Consider the following 15,185-nt stretch of genomic DNA (forward strand, 5'->3'; position numbering starts at 1 on the left):
GGTCTTTTATTTTTCTATTTAATTGCTTATACTTCATATGGGAGCTCCTTTTAGTCGGGTGGGCTCCTTTTATTATACAAAAACAACCGCACCTTGGTGGTGCGGTTGAGATTTGAATTTAGGAAAACTACTTTAAAAAGTAGTTTTTTTTTTAGATTATACGGCTTTATGAGTGGTTTTTGGTTCAAACGTTATAACATTTCGCAAAGAAAGCCTTTACAAAGATTATAATGTTAGATATAATATGACTGTAATTCGTACCTACAACTTTTATAATGAAGGTACAAGGACATCGTAGGAGATGTTAAGAGGAGGAAGTTATGGAAGGAATTATCCAGTTTTTTGAGGACAAGTTAGTCCCAATTGCTGCTAAGATTGGTAATCAGCGTCACCTGATTGCAATCCGTGATGCGTTTGCTGCATTGATGCCACTTGTTATGGCTGGTGCTGTTGCATTACTATTGAATAACGTTGTATTCAGCCCAACTGGCTTATTGTCAACTTTTGTTGGCGGGTCAGCTGAATCCGGGTTCTTCAAGTTTACAGGGGAATATATTTCACCAATTCTTGCAACTATGGATGCAGGAACACTCTCAATTCTAGGTTTAGCACTCGCATTCGCAATTGCTTACCTACGTGCACAAAATGAAGGACAAGATGCTCTTGTCACAGGTACAATTTCAATTGGATCATTTATCATCTTAGGTGCTTTAGGACGTAAGAACCAAATGATCGCCCCTTGGATTGGTCACTACTTGGGAAGTCAAGGAGTCTTCGTTGCCTTAATTGTTGGACTTATCGTTCCTGCAATTTACTTCGCAATTGTTAACCGCAACCTTACAATTAAAATGCCGGATACAGTCCCACCTGCAGTATCACGTGGATTTACAGGAATCATTCCTGGTACAGTTGTATTGTTCTTATTTGCTGCAGTTAAATTTGCAATTACTAAAGTCCAATGGTCTGGATTAGAACAAATGTTTGGAGAGGCTGCTGCAAACCCAAATATCTTCATGCTCTTTGAAGTATATATTGCGAAACCATTTGCATCAATTTCACAAGGTCCAACATTGATCTTAATTATTACAATTCTTGTTCCAATTCTATGGTTCTTTGGATTACACGGTGCTAACTTATTGGCTCCAGTTATGAGTCCAATCTATGGAAACTTACAAAACCACAACTTACAAGCTTATGCTCAAGGTGTTAGAGATGTTGGATTTGACCCTCTCGGACAAAATACTTTAGCATACTGGGTAAGTGGTTCATGGGATGCATATGTATGGCACGGAGGATCGGGAGCAACACTTCCACTAATCCTTGCAATCTTACTCTTCTCAAAATTACGTGATCAAAAAGAGGTTGCGCGTTTATCACTCGCTCCTGGTATCTTTATGATTAACGAACCTGTTCTATTCGGTATTCCTATCGTCTTGAACCCAATTTACATTATCCCATTTGTATTGAACCAACCAGTTCTTGCAATGATCGGATATTATGCTTCAATTTCAGGATTTGCTGGTCCTATCGTTAACTCGATTCCTTGGACAACACCTCCAGTATTGAATGCATTATTAGCTACAAACTTCAGCATTGGTGCTGGTATTATCGCAGCAGTTAACTTTGCTATCGCATTTGCATTCTACGTACCATTCGTATTTGTTGCAAACCGCGCAGAAGGTATTGAAGCATAGATTAGACGTCTTTCTTAATAGAAATATATTCGGAAGTCCTGTATAATCTATTTATACAGGACTTATCTATTGAAGGAGCACACATGATTAAAGAAACGATTTACATTGAGAAACCTATTGAAGAAGTATGGAATTTTATCGAACTTGAATTTGCGAAGGTCTTTAAAACAAGTCCATCAAAATTACTTGGTAAAACAATTGAAGCGGAAACCATGAATTTTACTGGTAAAGTCATTGCCATTCGTCAAGAGGTCACAATTCAAGAAAAACCACACCGTTTGATTATTCAGTCTGAGTCAGGTCGTGATCTGGTTGAGACGGAGTACATTCTTGAAACGGATGAAGCTGGAACAGGTACTTACCTTACTGCAAGCGAAAGTGGTAAAGGTAAAAAAAGTACGTTGCGATCGCTAAACTACAGTCTCATGTCACTACCAATTTTACGTGGTAGCGCAAAGAAGAAAGTGAGAGCTCGTATCGAAGGTATTAAAATGTTAGTAGAGGGGGAGGCAGAGTAATATGATTCAAATTTCAAGTCCATTAAAACGTGATTTTATTAAAGGTTTATTTGAGGATTACGAAGTCGAAGGCTTTGTATATACACTCGAAAAAGAACAAGGGATTAAATTGATTTATTCAGTAAATAAACCAGATCAAATGGATCGGGCAATACGTTTATTTAAAGATCGTATCAAAGAATCAGACTTAGGACGAACATTGTTCTTCCAAGTTGTTGAAATATAAAAAAGAACTTCACTGAGGATTTATCATCCGGTGAAGTTCTTTTTTATAGATTGGACAGTTTTAAGAATTTGGTATATTTATAATGGTGAATATCAATGGAGTAGTCAAAAATTTCTCCTGTTTTGAACATCGATTTGTTGGTCGAAATTAACGCTGGGTCACCTTCTTGCAAACCCAGAAGATGTGCATCACGAAGATTGAGTGGTGCTGCTTCAATAACACGGTCTACATATCCTATTTGCCGATTCAAACCATTACGAATGTAATCATAAATGGAGTCATTAATGATATCTTCATTTAGAAACGGAATGTATTGCTTGTTATAGTATGAATATTCAACAACCCATCGTTTACCGTCAATGATTCGAAGTCGATTAATGTAATACAATTCTGTACCAACCGCACAGTTCATAATTTCTGCGAGAGATTCAGTTGCGGTGGTCTCATTGAATTCAATGATTTGTGATTCAATGGTACTGTTTTGAAAATCAGCGGTTAAGCCACGAAAATTTTCTAAATTAATGATTGAATTATCTTGTTGTGCGATATTACGAATAAACATACCGCTTCCTTGAACCGCCATAATATATCCACGTTTTACAAGTGTATCAACTGCTTTGCGAATTGTATTGCGGCTCACGTTGAATTCTTTACCCAACTCTTCCTCAGTAGGAAGTTTATTGCCATCGCTATAATAACCACTTAATATACGTTGTTCTATGTCGGAACTAATACTCTGATATTTATGTGTCATAGTCATCCCCACGTGTCGTTGTAATCTCTTACATTATAACAAAAAAAAGGCTTAAACTCAATGTTTAAGCCGTAATATCACGGTAAGTGATTAATTCAATGTTATGTTTGTTAACTAAGTCTTTTAGCGCTTGGCTGGTAAGTATTTCTAATTCGACTTGACGCCATGAAGTATAACTTGAAATTGATTCAAGATAGTCATCAACATAGGCAGGGTGAGTCATAACATCGACACATGCTGCTTTATCGGATTCGAAGAGTTCTTTAAAATAATCAAGTGATACTCCTTCTTTATAGAAAGCCCCATCAACTAAGACTTCGGTGGGAAGGTTTAAACGTTCTGATCGGTAAGGAACATTATGTTTCTTTGCAAGCCGAACAACGACATCGTTAATTTTTGGATGCATATGAACGTGATGGTGGGAGTCGAGATGCGTAATATCTAAGTGTTGTTTGATTGATTCAATTTGAGCATCCCATTCTGCAAAGAGTTCTTCATGGTCAATTGCATCATCGATAGTATTAATTGTATATTTAAACTTGCCGGTTTCGTCTACGAGGGTTTTGTGTGAATCCAAGATGGGACGACCTGTAGTCAAGACCATATGTACACCAACACCGAGTGATGGGTTTTCCTTTGCAAGTTGAATCGCTTCTTGAGTGTATTTCGTTGTTGCCATAAGTGTTGTGGATGTAAGGACTCCGTTCTTGTGACATTCAATAATGGCACGGTTTCCGCCTGAAGTTAATCCAAAATCATCCGCATTAATAATTACTTTCATTGTGGTATCCTCCTAGTAAAATTATACCATGTTTGTTATGATGTTTGAGGAGGTATTTCAATGAAAAATACAATCAAATTTACAATGGAAAATGGCAAAACAATGATTGCTGAACTTTATCCTGAAATTGCACCGAAAACGGTTGCAAACTTTACAAAACTTGTTGAAGATAAATTTTATGATGGTTTAATCTTCCACCGTGTTATTCCAGGATTTATGATTCAAGGTGGCGACCCTGATGGAACAGGTATGGGTGGCCCTGGTTATTCAATTGACGGCGAATTTACATCAAATGGATTTAAAAATGAGTTGAAACATACTCTTGGCGTACTTTCAATGGCACGTGCAATGGATCCAAATAGTGCAGGAAGTCAGTTTTTCATCATGGCAGCAGATTCTCCACATTTAGATGGTCAATATGCTTCTTTTGGAAAAGTAATCGAAGGTCTTGATACAATTCAAGAAATCGTATCTGTAAGTCGTAATCGTAACGATCGTCCCGATACAGATCAACGCATCGCTACAGTAGAATTTATCGATTAAAAAAACAACCACACGGTTGTTTTTTTATATATTCGCTAGATTCGTGTGAGTTCTTTGCTGAAGTGATTCATAACATGGACTCCGTCTGCTGTAACATGAACGAGATCTTCTATTCGAATGCCACCAATTCCTGGAAGATAGATACCAGGTTCAATGGAGAAACACATACCGACATCAACGATTTTTTGATTGGTTTCGGAAACATCAAGATTTTCATGAGCTTCAGTTCCAATACCGTGACCGGTACGATGAATGAAGTATTCGCCATAACCCGCTTTGGTAATCACATCTCGAGCAGCTTTATCAATGCTTGCTAATGTAACCCCTGGTTTAACAGCGGCAATGGCTGCTTCATTAGCTTGACGTACAATTTCATAAATGGGTTCAAGCTCTTTATTAGTTCCAACAAAGAAGCATCGGGTCATGTCTGATGCATAGCCTTCGTAGAATCCACCCATATCGACAAGAACCACATCGCCGTTTTGTAGAACTCGGTCTGTTGGAATCCCGTGAGGGTCTGCGATATTTTGAGTAAAAATAACAATCGGTTCAAAGCTGGGTCCCTGAAGTGGCGCAGTACTTTGTTTCGTTCGAACTATCTCAGCGAGTTCTCGCTCAGTCATTCCTACTTTAATTAAGTCGCGCATTTCGGTCATAATACGGTCATTGTGATGTGATGCAGTCTCAAGAAGCGCTAACTCATGAGCATCTTTGATCGTACGAATTTGTTCGAGAAGCGGTGATGCATTTACTAATGTATGGGTAGTGATGAATGGTATGACGAAACGTGCAGGCCAATTTCCATCAATTGCAAGTGGTCCTGATTCTAAATAAGATCCAAGAATACCAATCGAGTCCTCGGAATCACTGAATTGAACAGTTTGCAAATCATCAGGAGCTTCAAAAAGTTTGTTTAAGAAAAGTGTCGGAGCACCTGTTTTTTTAACAAGAAGTGCAATCATACGTTCTCCAACATCAAAACGGTGTCCGGTGTAATAATAGAGCATTGCTGGATCAGATATAATCAATTGCTTAACATCCATAATAGCTTGTAATTTTTGTATACGGTTCATAATTAATCTCCTTTGCACTATTATAGGCACTTGAGTATCCAAAATGCAATGTCCTAAAGCCTATGCTATACTAAATATGAAAGGACGCTGATATTATGGAAAATCAAATGAATCAACTTATTATTATGAATAAAAACCCGGCAGATGCTTCATTACAAATTGTGATTCCACCGTTTCGTCCAATCAATTTATTCGAACTAGAAGATGATTTCGAATCGGTAACGCATGAAATTCAACGAAATATTTTTGATCAAAAACTTGCTAATTACATTATTGATTTTGTAACAGCATTTCGGGATGCAATGGAAGAAGCGGATGTTTTGCCTATCGTAGAATTCTTCTTAACGGGAGATGAAACGGCAATGAATCCCGAACAAATTAAATCGATTTTTGAAACAATTAAAGAGTTTGTCGAACTCGTCAATAATGAAGAACGCCTTATGCATTAAAAAAAGCCCGAACGGAAGATGTTTGGGCTTTTTTTTGTAGGGATTTAGTCTTCATTGACCTGAACGGTCAGATCATCAAGCTGCATTGTGAGCGCATCTATTGAAATGCTGAGCTCTTTTAGCAAAAAAACTAAAGAAAATAATAATAAAACTAGACTTGTTAAAAACAGAATTCCCGATAAATAAGGGATGTAAAGCATTGAAGTAATCATACTTAAGACCGCAAATGCAAAACTTGTCGCTCCGCACTGTTGCATGCGTTTGATAATTTTCATGCGATATTGCAAGTTCAGTATTTGATTCAAGTTTTCTGCTTTGGGGTACTCTTTATGCCGGTCGTAGAGTTGTCTGATTAAATCCGCCAAAACGACAAAACGATTCGTGTATGCGAGCATTAATAAAGAAATTGCAGGAAAGACCAAAGCGGGCGTCGTCAATGCAAAATCAAATGTGAAACTCATAATAAATTCTCCTTCTAGATTGTCCAAATCATAACAAATGAAAAGGCTGTAAAACCCCATCACTTTAGTTGAATTATAACGGATTAGGGCTTAGAATAATAGAGCAGTGAGACAGAGAGTGAGGTATTACAATGAGATATTTGAAGAATCCTTCGACCAATCCATATTTCAATTTAGCGTTGGATGAATATGCGATGAAGCATATAGATTGTGATGAAGATTTCTTTTTTTTGTGGCAAAATGAGCCTTCTGTAATTATTGGTAAAAACCAAAATACAGCTGAGGAAATTAACCAAAAATTTATCGATGAAAAAGGGATAAAAGTAGCGCGCCGTGTTTCTGGTGGTGGTGCTGTGTATCACGATATCGGTAATTTGAACTTTACGTTTGTCATCAATGTCGACGATCCAGGCAAAGTTAACTATAAAAAGTTTGTTCAACCTGTGATTGACGCGCTTGCAAGTATGGGTGTAACAGCCGAAGCATCAGGAAGAAATGATATTCTTGTTGATGGTCTAAAAATATCAGGAAATGCGCAACGTATGGCGAATGGCAAACTTATGCATCATGGCACGCTTATGTTTGATGTGGATGTTGAAACATTGGTTGAAGCGTTAAATGTTGATCCCGATAAAATTACTTCGAATGGCGTAAAATCTGTTCGTTCACGTGTTACCAATATTAAGGAGCATCTCCCTGAGGGTACGACACTCCAACAATTTTGGGATGCATTACAATTTTACTTATCGAATGAAGGAAAAGATGAAGAAATTATTCTGACGAACGAAGATATAGCGAAGATTGAATACGAAGCAGTGAATCGCTTTGGAACTTGGGATTGGATTTATGGTGCATCACCAGAGTTTAATCTTAAAAATAGCAAACGATTCCCAGGTGGACGTATTGAGGTCTTGATGCACGTAACAGATGGACGTATTGATTCCGTTCGATTTATTGGTGACTACCTTGGAATTGAAGATGTTGAAGCAATTGAACAAAGAATGCAAGGCACACGATTCAATCGTGCTGATGTAACGGCAGTCTTTGAACAATTTACACTCAATAAATACTTCGGCACTATTACTCTTGACGAAATACTTTCGGTAATGTTCGATTAATTGTGAGAAACACACCACATTTAACAAATATTCACAGTAAATACATTATTATCGTTGAATGAAACAAGCTTACATGGTACATTTAATATGTATTGCTAGGCACTAAGACCTAGTAAATAGAAGGGACATGGAGATTTTTTATGGCACAAACTAAAAAAATCAAAGCGTTGGACTTTGAAGCTCAACTCAATGCAGTTGAGAAACTATACCCAACATTCCAGATTCTAGACGAAACTGGAAAAGTCGTTAACAAAGACTTGTTACCTGACTTAACTGACGAGCAACTTGTCGAGTTATTCGAGAAGATGTTATGGTCACGTGCGTTGAATGACCGTTCAACAACATTAGCACGTCAAGGTCGTCTTGGATTCTTTGCACCTACAGCAGGTCAAGAGGCATCACAAATTGCATCACATTTTGCATTTGACAAAAAAGACGTCCTATTCCCAGGATACCGTGATATTCCTCAATTGGTACAACACGGATTACCACTCCACAAAGCATTCTTATGGAGCCGTGGTCACGTAGAGGGAAATAACTACCCTGAAGATTTACAAGCAATGCCACCACAAATTATTATTGGGGCACAAATTATTCAAGCAGCAGGTTCTGGTCTTGGATTGAAAAAACGTGGAAAACCACAAGTAGCATTTACATATACAGGAGACGGTGGATCATCACAAGGTGATACATACGAAGGTATGAACTACGCAGGGGCATTTAAAGCACCAGTCGTTTTCTACATCCAAAACAATGGTTATGCTATTTCAACACCACGTCATCGACAAACAGCAGCGCCTACATTAGCTCAAAAAGCAGCAGCAGCAGGTATTCCAGGAATTCAAGTTGATGGAATGGATCCACTAGCAGTTTATGTTGCTTCAAAAGCAGCTCGTGATTGGGCACTTGCAGGAAATGGTCCTGTATTAATTGAAACATTAACATCACGTTTCGGTCCTCACTCACTGTCAGGAGACGATCCAAAACGTTACCGTGATCAAGCAAGTTTCGATGAATGGGATAAAAAAGACCCATTGATCCGTATGCGTAATTTCTTAACTGAAAAAGGCTTGTGGACAGAAGAAAAAGAAGTTGCTTTAATTGATCAATTTGACGAAGAAATCAAAGAAGCAGTTAAATTAGCGGACTCAGCTCCAAAACAAAAAGTTTCTGACTTCTTGAAAAATATGTTTGAAGAACCAACAAACGTTATTGCAGAACAAATTGCATACTTTGAAGAAAAGGAGGGTAAAAAATAATGGCACAACTAACTATGATTCAAGCCATTACAGAAGCGCTTGATATTGCCCTTGAACGCGATGAAAATACATTAATTTTTGGTGAAGACGTTGGGAAAAACGGTGGAGTTTTCCGTGCTACTGACGGACTTCAAGAAAAACACGGTGAAGACCGCGTATTCGATACACCACTTGCTGAATCAGGAATTGGTGGATTAGCAATCGGATTGGCTTTAGAAAAATACCGTCCAATCCCTGAAATTCAATTCTTCGGATTCGTATTCGAAGTAATGGACTCTGTTGTTGCTCAAATGGCACGTACTCGTTACCGTCTAGGAAACACACGTCAAATGCCTATTACAATTCGTTCACCATTTGGTGGAGGAGTTCATACACCTGAGCTTCACTCAGATAACTTAGAAGGATTAATGCAACAAACACCAGGTATTAAAGTTGTTATTCCTTCAAACCCTTATGATGCAAAAGGTCTTCTTCTTGCAGCTATCGAAGACAACGATCCAGTTGTTTACTTAGAACACATGAAGTTATACCGTTCATTCCGTGATGAAGTTCCAGAAGGATACTACACAATTCCATTAGGAAAAGCTAACATCGTAACAGAAGGTACTGATGTAACAATCGTAACTTACGGTTACATGGTTCGTGAAGCAATTAAAGCTGCAGAAGCATTAAAAGCTGACGGAATTAACGCAGAAGTTATCGACTTACGTACAGTATCTCCAATTGATATTGAAACAATCGTTGCTTCAGTAACAAAAACAGGCCGTCTTGTTATGGTCCAAGAAGCACAACGCCAAGCAGGTGTTGGTGCAGTTGTTATGTCAGAAATTGCAGAACGTGCAATTCTTACACTAAGCGCACCTATCGGTCGTGTCGCTGCTCCGGATACAGTATTCCCATTCGGTATGGCAGAGAGCGATTGGTTACCAAACGCACAAGATATCATCAATAAAGTTCGCGAAACAGTAAACTTCGACTAATAGAGGAGGCCAAATAATATGTCATTCAAATTTAAAATGCCTGATGTTGGTGAAGGAATCGCAGAAGGTGAAATCGTACAATGGTTTGTTAAAGAGGGAGATACAATTTCAGAAGATCAACCTTTATTAGAAATCCAAAACGATAAACTCGTTCAAGAAATTCCATCACCTGTTTCAGGAAAAATTACAAAAATTCTTGTAGAACCAGGAACCGTATCAACAGTCGGTGACGACCTTGTTGAATTTGCAGTAGAAGGTGGCGCTCCAGCCGCTGAAGCACCAGCAGAAGCAGCAGCTCCAGTAGCCGCAGCACCTGCAGCAGCACCAGCTGCATCAGCAAGTTTTGTATTCAACATGCCAGATGTTGGAGAAGGAATTGCTGAAGGTGAAATCGTACAATGGTTTGTTAAAGAAGGAGATACTATCTCAGAAGATCAACCATTACTTGAAATTCAAAATGATAAACTTGTTCAAGAAATTCCAGCTCCAGTATCTGGAACAATTACAAAAATTCATGTCACACCAGGAACCGTATCAACAGTCGGTGACGCTTTAGTTGAAATCTCAACAACAGGCGGCGTATCAACACCTGCAACTCAAACAGCAGCTCCAGTAGCCGCAGCTCCAGTAGCAGCACCGGCATCAAACGGAGTTCAACATGCTGGCAATACAATTGCTAACCGTGTTCTTGCAATGCCTTCAGTACGTTCATATGCACGTTCAAAAGGTGTTGATTTAACACAAGTTTCAGCATCCGGTAAACACGGACATATCCGTAAATCAGATGTTGATGCATTCTTAGCAGGTGGTGCACCAGTTGCAGCAGCAACAGAAACAGCATCATTCGCACCAGAATCAATCAAAGAAGAAAAAGCAGCAGCTCCAGTAGCTAAAGCAGCAGTTGTAGCACCTAAAGGTGAAGTAACTCGTGAAGCAATGACACCAACACGTCGTGCAATCGCTAAAGCAATGGTTACAAGTAAAAAAGAAGCACCACACGTTACGATTTTTGACGAAGTGGATGTAACAGCACTCGTTAACCACCGTAAGAAATTTAAAGATGTGGCAGCATCACAAGATGTAAAACTCACATTCTTACCTTACGTTGTGAAAGCTTTAGTTGCAGTTGTTCGTAAATACCCTGTTCTCAACAGCAGTGTTGATGACAAAACGAATGAAATTGTATACAAAAACTACTACAATATCGGATTTGCTGCCGATACACCGCATGGACTATACGTACCAAACGTGAAAAATGCAGATTCAAAAGGTATCTTTACTATTGCTAAAGAAATTACAGAACTTGCAGCAGCAGCAAACGACAACAAACTTGCAGGACCAGATATGCGAGATGGTACAATTACAATCTCTAATATTGGATCAGCACGTGGATTATGGTTTACACCAATTATCAACTTCCCAGAAGTTGCAATCTTAGGTATCGGCCGTATCGACAAGAAACCAGTCGTTCTTGAAGATGGAACACTTGGTGTTGGTAATGTACTAGCGTTATCATTAAGCTTTGACCACCGTATTATCGATGGTATGACAGCTCAAATGGCGATGAACGAAGTGAAACGCCTCTTAAGCAATCCAGAGCTTCTCTTAATGGAATCATAATAGAAGGACGGACATAAAATATGGTAGTTGGAGATTTAGCATTAGAACTCGAAACAGTAGTTATCGGTTCAGGTCCTGGTGGATATGTTGCAGCTATTCGTGCAGCACAACTTGGACAAAAAGTAGCAATTATTGAAAAAGAATACATCGGCGGCGTTTGCTTAAACGTCGGATGTATTCCATCAAAAGCATTAATCAATGCAGGACACCGTTACCGCGAATCATTAGATTCAAAAGCTTTCGGTATCTCAGCAGACAATGTAACAATTGATTTTGCAGCAACTCAAGAATGGAAAGATACTAAAGTTGTTAAACAACTTACATCTGGAGTCGAAATGCTTCTCAAAAAGAACAAAGTAGAAATCATTCGTGGAACAGCATTCTTCAATGATACACACCAATTACGTGTTGTTAATGGAGATGATGCACAATCATATACATTTAAAAATGCAATCATCGCAACGGGAAGTCGTCCTATTGAAATCAAAGGTTTCAAATATGGTAAACGAGTTCTTGATTCAACAGGCGGATTGAACTTAAAAGAAATTCCAAAACGCTTAGTTGTTATCGGTGGTGGTTACATCGGAAGTGAGTTAGCTGGTGTATATGCTAACTTAGGAACTGAGATCACAATCTTAGAAGGTGGTCCATCAATTCTTCCTCAATTCGACAAAGACATGATTAAACTTGTTGAAACTGAGTTTAAATCAAAAAATGTTAATATCGTAACAAATGCAATGGCTAAAGAAGCAAAAGAGCTTGATGATGCAGTAGCAATTACATATGCAGTAGACGGAAAAGATGTAACAATCGAAGCTGATTACGTATTAGTAACTGTTGGACGTCGTCCAAATACAGACGAATTAAGCTTGACAGTAGCTGGCGTTGAAGTTGGTGAGCGCGGATTAATCCCTGTTGACAATCAAGGCCGTACAAGCCAAAGCCATATCTTCGCAATCGGAGATGTCGTTCCTGGAGCAGCATTAGCTCATAAAGCTTCATACGAAGCAAAAGTTGCTGCTGAAGCAATCTCAGGACACCCATCAGCAGTTGACTACGTTGCAATTCCAGCAGTCTGCTTTACAGACCCAGAACTTGCAACAGTTGGTTTAACTGAAAAAGAAGCTAAAGAACAAGGACTTGTTGTTAAAGTTTCTAAATTCCCATTTGGAGCGAATGGTCGTGCACTTTCATTGAATGCAACTGAAGGTTTCGTTCGTTTGATCTCAGACAAAGAAACAGGATTACTATTAGGTGGTCAAGTTGCAGGTGTTGGAGCATCAGATATCATCGCTGAAATTGGATTAGCTGTTGAAGCTCGTATGAATGTTGAAGATTTATCATTAACAATTCATGCTCACCCTACATTGTCAGAGACAATCATGGATGCGTCAGAGTTATCATTAGGATTACCAATTCATATCTAATCAAAGGAACCCGCAAAATTTGCGGGTTTTTCTTTATTCTGAAACAATTTTCAGACGTTGCTTCATATTTTGCAATAATAGATGCAGAATTAAAATGTTTAATAGCGTTTCATAAGCTCATCTATTGCTTATATAAAGGCATGAAACGCAATCCAGACGCTATTTAACACTGAATGTAACTACAAATGAAACAATTTTCAGTAATTTACAAAACTTTTTCAAATATTTGTGTAATCTATGAAAAATCAATTGACAATTGTATGAAATGATATATAATTACAAACATACAGTAAGTCACGTAGGTATTTACTTGTAAATAAGGAGGAAGAAGTAATGAAAAAGATATTTGCACTTTCATTAGCAGTTCTTTTGGTTCTCACAGGTTGTGGACAATCAAAAGGCGGTGGCTCAGCCGAACTGTCTAATAAATACTCATATGTATATTCAACTGACTTAAACATGTTGGACTATACAGTATCAATGAAAGCTACAGATGGAGACCACTTTGGTAACTTTGTAGATGGATTATATGAAAATGACCCTTATGGAAACTTTGTGCCAGCATTAGCTGAATCACACACAGTTTCAGATGATGGACTCGTTTATACATATAAAATTCGCCAAGGCGTAAAATGGGTTACAAACACAGGGGATGAATATGCAGAAGTTAAAGCTCAAGACTGGGTAACTGGAATTGAACATGCAGTTGCAGAAAATTCACAATCTCTCCCAATCGTAATCGGAAGTATTAAAGGACTCGCAGAATACCGCGAAAACCCAGCTTTAGGTATCGAATCAGTCGGTATGAAAGCTCTTGATGATTACACACTTGAAGTTACATTGAACCAACCAGAAACATTCTGGCAATCAAAACTTGTTTACGGTATCTTATACCCAATCAATGCTGAATTCTTGAAAAATCAAGGGGATGCATTTGGTGGAGCGGATCCATCAAGTATCCTTTATAACGGACCATATGTTCTTGTAAATAACACTGCAAAATCAGAAATTCGTTATGAAAAAAATAAAGCATACTGGGATGAAAAAAATGTCTTCTTAGATGAAATCAAACTTATCTATGATGATGGTAAAAAACCAGATGAATTCATCAACCGTATGGAAAAAGGTGAATTAACAACTGCACGTGTTTACCCTAACTCACCTGGATATGCACAAGTTAAAGAAAAATACGCTGACAATATTATTACGTCAGATACAAACGGAACAACATTCTATGCTACATTCAATGTTAACCGTGCATCATACAACCACACAAGCAAAACAACAGATCAAGAAAAAGCGGATACACAAGCAGCGATTCAAAACCGTAGCTTCCGTCAAGCTATTGGTCATGCATTCGACCGTGGATCATACAATGCACAATCAGTTGGAGATGATTTGAAGTCAGTTGCTTTACGTAACACTTTAATTCCACCTACATTTGTTACTGTTCCTGGTCATGACTATGGACAACTTGTAACAGCTGAAATGCAAGCATTGGATGCTGAACTATACAAAGACTTCAAAATCGAAGATGGACATGACGCACTTTACAACCCAGAAGTTGCTAAAGGATTAATCGAAAAAGCAAAAGCTGAGTTACCAGGTGTAACATTCCCAATTCGTATTGATGTTCCAGTATTACAAACAAGCGAAATCCAAGTAAATATGGCTAAATCTTTAAAACAATCAGTTGAAACATCATTAGGTACAGAAAATGTACAAATTGACTTACAATTGCTTGATAAAGATCCATACTACAATGCTACATACTTTGCAGAGTCAGGTGCTCAATCAGACTTCGACCTCTCAACAGCATCAGGATGGGGTCCAGACTACCTAGATCCAATGACATACTTGAATATCTTTAACTCACGTAATGGTGATGTTCTTCAAGTTCTTGGATTAGATGGTTCAACAAACCCTAACGGAAACGCAAGCTCAGTTGACGCAATTAAAGCAGTCAGACTTGCTGAATTCGATGCATTACTTGATGCAGCAGCTGCAATCACAGATAGCCCAGAAGCACGTTTCAAAGAATTTGCTAAAGCAGAAGCTTGGTTAAATAATGAAATGTTATTCATTCCTATCTATGCACAAGGTGGAACACCAAGTGTAACAACTACAGTTCCTTACTCACGTACATGGGGTTGGTCAGGTTTATCAACAAACCGATTCAAGTTCATGAAAGTACAAAAAGAACCTGTAACAGTTGCTCAACGCGATGAAGCGAAAAAAGCATGGGATGCAGAACGCACAAAACAAAACTAATAAATATTAAA

At 38.3% G+C, this 15,185-nt stretch carries 15 protein-coding genes; 11 read left to right on the forward strand and 4 right to left on the reverse strand.

The window, feature by feature from the left end; genetic code table 11:
• Positions 1 to 320 precede the first annotated feature (320 nt).
• From GVV19_RS08595 to GVV19_RS08605, 3 genes are all read left to right on the forward strand, one after another.
• Positions 321 to 1,694, forward strand: coding sequence for a PTS sugar transporter subunit IIC (locus GVV19_RS08595; protein ID WP_159639992.1), 1,374 nt, complete (start codon positions 321 to 323; stop codon positions 1,692 to 1,694).
• An 83-nt stretch (positions 1,695 to 1,777) separates the two neighbouring features.
• Entirely contained in the window at positions 1,778 to 2,212 is a 435-nt protein-coding gene (locus tag GVV19_RS08600) for an SRPBCC family protein (RefSeq protein ID WP_159638055.1), read from the forward strand.
• A gap of 1 nt (position 2,213) precedes the next feature.
• Positions 2,214 to 2,438 (forward strand): hypothetical protein, encoded by a 225-nt coding sequence (locus GVV19_RS08605; RefSeq protein ID WP_159638057.1) that lies wholly within the window; start codon positions 2,214 to 2,216, stop codon positions 2,436 to 2,438.
• Positions 2,439 to 2,481: 43 nt separating this feature from the next.
• On the opposite strand, the gene GVV19_RS08610 is transcribed toward GVV19_RS08605, so the two are convergent.
• Together GVV19_RS08610 and chbG are read right to left on the reverse strand one after the other, a co-directional pair.
• On the reverse strand, positions 2,482 to 3,192 hold the full coding sequence (locus tag GVV19_RS08610; protein ID WP_159639998.1) for a GntR family transcriptional regulator: 711 nt from the start codon (positions 3,190 to 3,192) through the stop codon (positions 2,482 to 2,484).
• Positions 3,193 to 3,256: 64 nt separating this feature from the next.
• Positions 3,257 to 3,973, reverse strand: coding sequence for a chitin disaccharide deacetylase (gene chbG / locus GVV19_RS08615; protein ID WP_159640000.1), 717 nt, complete (start codon positions 3,971 to 3,973; stop codon positions 3,257 to 3,259).
• Positions 3,974 to 4,033: 60 nt separating this feature from the next.
• Between chbG and GVV19_RS08620 the strand changes: the two genes are divergently transcribed.
• The gene (locus tag GVV19_RS08620) at positions 4,034 to 4,516 is read left to right on the forward strand and encodes a peptidylprolyl isomerase (protein ID WP_159638063.1); all 483 of its coding nucleotides are present in this window, start codon (positions 4,034 to 4,036) and stop codon (positions 4,514 to 4,516) included.
• 35 nt (positions 4,517 to 4,551) lie between these two features.
• On the opposite strand, the gene GVV19_RS08625 is transcribed toward GVV19_RS08620, so the two are convergent.
• Complete coding sequence (locus GVV19_RS08625; RefSeq protein ID WP_159640004.1) at positions 4,552 to 5,589, reverse strand: M24 family metallopeptidase; 1,038 nt, start codon at positions 5,587 to 5,589, stop codon at positions 4,552 to 4,554.
• Between the two features lie 95 nt (positions 5,590 to 5,684).
• Between GVV19_RS08625 and GVV19_RS08630 the strand changes: the two genes are divergently transcribed.
• Positions 5,685 to 6,038 (forward strand): hypothetical protein, encoded by a 354-nt coding sequence (locus GVV19_RS08630; protein ID WP_159640006.1) that lies wholly within the window; start codon positions 5,685 to 5,687, stop codon positions 6,036 to 6,038.
• Positions 6,039 to 6,082: 44 nt separating this feature from the next.
• Here the strand turns inward: GVV19_RS08630 and GVV19_RS08635 are convergent, their stop codons facing one another.
• Positions 6,083 to 6,499 (reverse strand): DUF2721 domain-containing protein, encoded by a 417-nt coding sequence (locus GVV19_RS08635; RefSeq protein WP_159638069.1) that lies wholly within the window; start codon positions 6,497 to 6,499, stop codon positions 6,083 to 6,085.
• A 131-nt stretch (positions 6,500 to 6,630) separates the two neighbouring features.
• Between GVV19_RS08635 and GVV19_RS08640 the strand changes: the two genes are divergently transcribed.
• From GVV19_RS08640 to GVV19_RS08665, 6 genes are all read left to right on the forward strand, one after another.
• Complete coding sequence (locus tag GVV19_RS08640) at positions 6,631 to 7,617, forward strand: lipoate--protein ligase (protein WP_159647067.1); 987 nt, start codon at positions 6,631 to 6,633, stop codon at positions 7,615 to 7,617.
• A gap of 140 nt (positions 7,618 to 7,757) precedes the next feature.
• The gene (gene pdhA / locus GVV19_RS08645) at positions 7,758 to 8,876 is read left to right on the forward strand and encodes a pyruvate dehydrogenase (acetyl-transferring) E1 component subunit alpha (protein WP_159638073.1); all 1,119 of its coding nucleotides are present in this window, start codon (positions 7,758 to 7,760) and stop codon (positions 8,874 to 8,876) included.
• Positions 8,876 to 9,856 (forward strand): alpha-ketoacid dehydrogenase subunit beta, encoded by a 981-nt coding sequence (locus GVV19_RS08650; protein WP_159638076.1) that lies wholly within the window; start codon positions 8,876 to 8,878, stop codon positions 9,854 to 9,856. The genes pdhA and GVV19_RS08650 overlap by 1 nt, the downstream gene beginning before the upstream one ends.
• A gap of 18 nt (positions 9,857 to 9,874) precedes the next feature.
• Positions 9,875 to 11,476, forward strand: a complete 1,602-nt coding sequence (locus tag GVV19_RS08655; RefSeq protein WP_159647069.1) for a 2-oxo acid dehydrogenase subunit E2 — start codon at positions 9,875 to 9,877, stop codon at positions 11,474 to 11,476.
• Between the two features lie 20 nt (positions 11,477 to 11,496).
• The gene (gene lpdA, locus GVV19_RS08660; RefSeq protein ID WP_159638080.1) at positions 11,497 to 12,903 is read left to right on the forward strand and encodes a dihydrolipoyl dehydrogenase; all 1,407 of its coding nucleotides are present in this window, start codon (positions 11,497 to 11,499) and stop codon (positions 12,901 to 12,903) included.
• Between the two features lie 333 nt (positions 12,904 to 13,236).
• Positions 13,237 to 15,174: a peptide ABC transporter substrate-binding protein gene (locus GVV19_RS08665; RefSeq protein ID WP_159640012.1), complete on the forward strand. Its 1,938-nt coding sequence runs from the start codon at positions 13,237 to 13,239 to the stop codon at positions 15,172 to 15,174.
• The last annotated feature ends 11 nt before the right edge of the window (positions 15,175 to 15,185 follow it).

Origin of the sequence: Erysipelothrix anatis (genome assembly GCF_009828745.1) — a bacterium.
GTDB classification, from domain to species: domain Bacteria; phylum Bacillota_I; class Bacilli_A; order Erysipelotrichales; family Erysipelotrichaceae; genus Erysipelothrix; species Erysipelothrix anatis.

Bases quoted from the DNA above. Each gene is read 5' to 3' on its own strand.
- GVV19_RS08640 (WP_159647067.1), top strand. From the start codon at position 6,631: ATGAGATATTTGAAGAATCCTTCGACCAATCCATATTTCAATTTAGCG.
- GVV19_RS08600 (WP_159638055.1), top strand. From the start codon at position 1,778: ATGATTAAAGAAACGATTTACATTGAGAAACCTATTGAAGAAGTATGG.
- GVV19_RS08650 (WP_159638076.1), top strand. From the start codon at position 8,876: ATGGCACAACTAACTATGATTCAAGCCATTACAGAAGCGCTTGATATT.
- GVV19_RS08630 (WP_159640006.1), top strand. From the start codon at position 5,685: ATGGAAAATCAAATGAATCAACTTATTATTATGAATAAAAACCCGGCA.
- GVV19_RS08635 (WP_159638069.1), bottom strand. From the start codon at position 6,499: ATGAGTTTCACATTTGATTTTGCATTGACGACGCCCGCTTTGGTCTTT.
- GVV19_RS08595 (WP_159639992.1), top strand. From the start codon at position 321: ATGGAAGGAATTATCCAGTTTTTTGAGGACAAGTTAGTCCCAATTGCT.
- GVV19_RS08625 (WP_159640004.1), bottom strand. From the start codon at position 5,589: ATGAACCGTATACAAAAATTACAAGCTATTATGGATGTTAAGCAATTG.
- chbG (WP_159640000.1), bottom strand. From the start codon at position 3,973: ATGAAAGTAATTATTAATGCGGATGATTTTGGATTAACTTCAGGCGGA.
- GVV19_RS08620 (WP_159638063.1), top strand. From the start codon at position 4,034: ATGAAAAATACAATCAAATTTACAATGGAAAATGGCAAAACAATGATT.
- GVV19_RS08610 (WP_159639998.1), bottom strand. From the start codon at position 3,192: ATGACACATAAATATCAGAGTATTAGTTCCGACATAGAACAACGTATA.
- GVV19_RS08655 (WP_159647069.1), top strand. From the start codon at position 9,875: ATGTCATTCAAATTTAAAATGCCTGATGTTGGTGAAGGAATCGCAGAA.
- GVV19_RS08605 (WP_159638057.1), top strand. From the start codon at position 2,214: ATGATTCAAATTTCAAGTCCATTAAAACGTGATTTTATTAAAGGTTTA.
- pdhA (WP_159638073.1), top strand. From the start codon at position 7,758: ATGGCACAAACTAAAAAAATCAAAGCGTTGGACTTTGAAGCTCAACTC.
- lpdA (WP_159638080.1), top strand. From the start codon at position 11,497: ATGGTAGTTGGAGATTTAGCATTAGAACTCGAAACAGTAGTTATCGGT.
- GVV19_RS08665 (WP_159640012.1), top strand. From the start codon at position 13,237: ATGAAAAAGATATTTGCACTTTCATTAGCAGTTCTTTTGGTTCTCACA.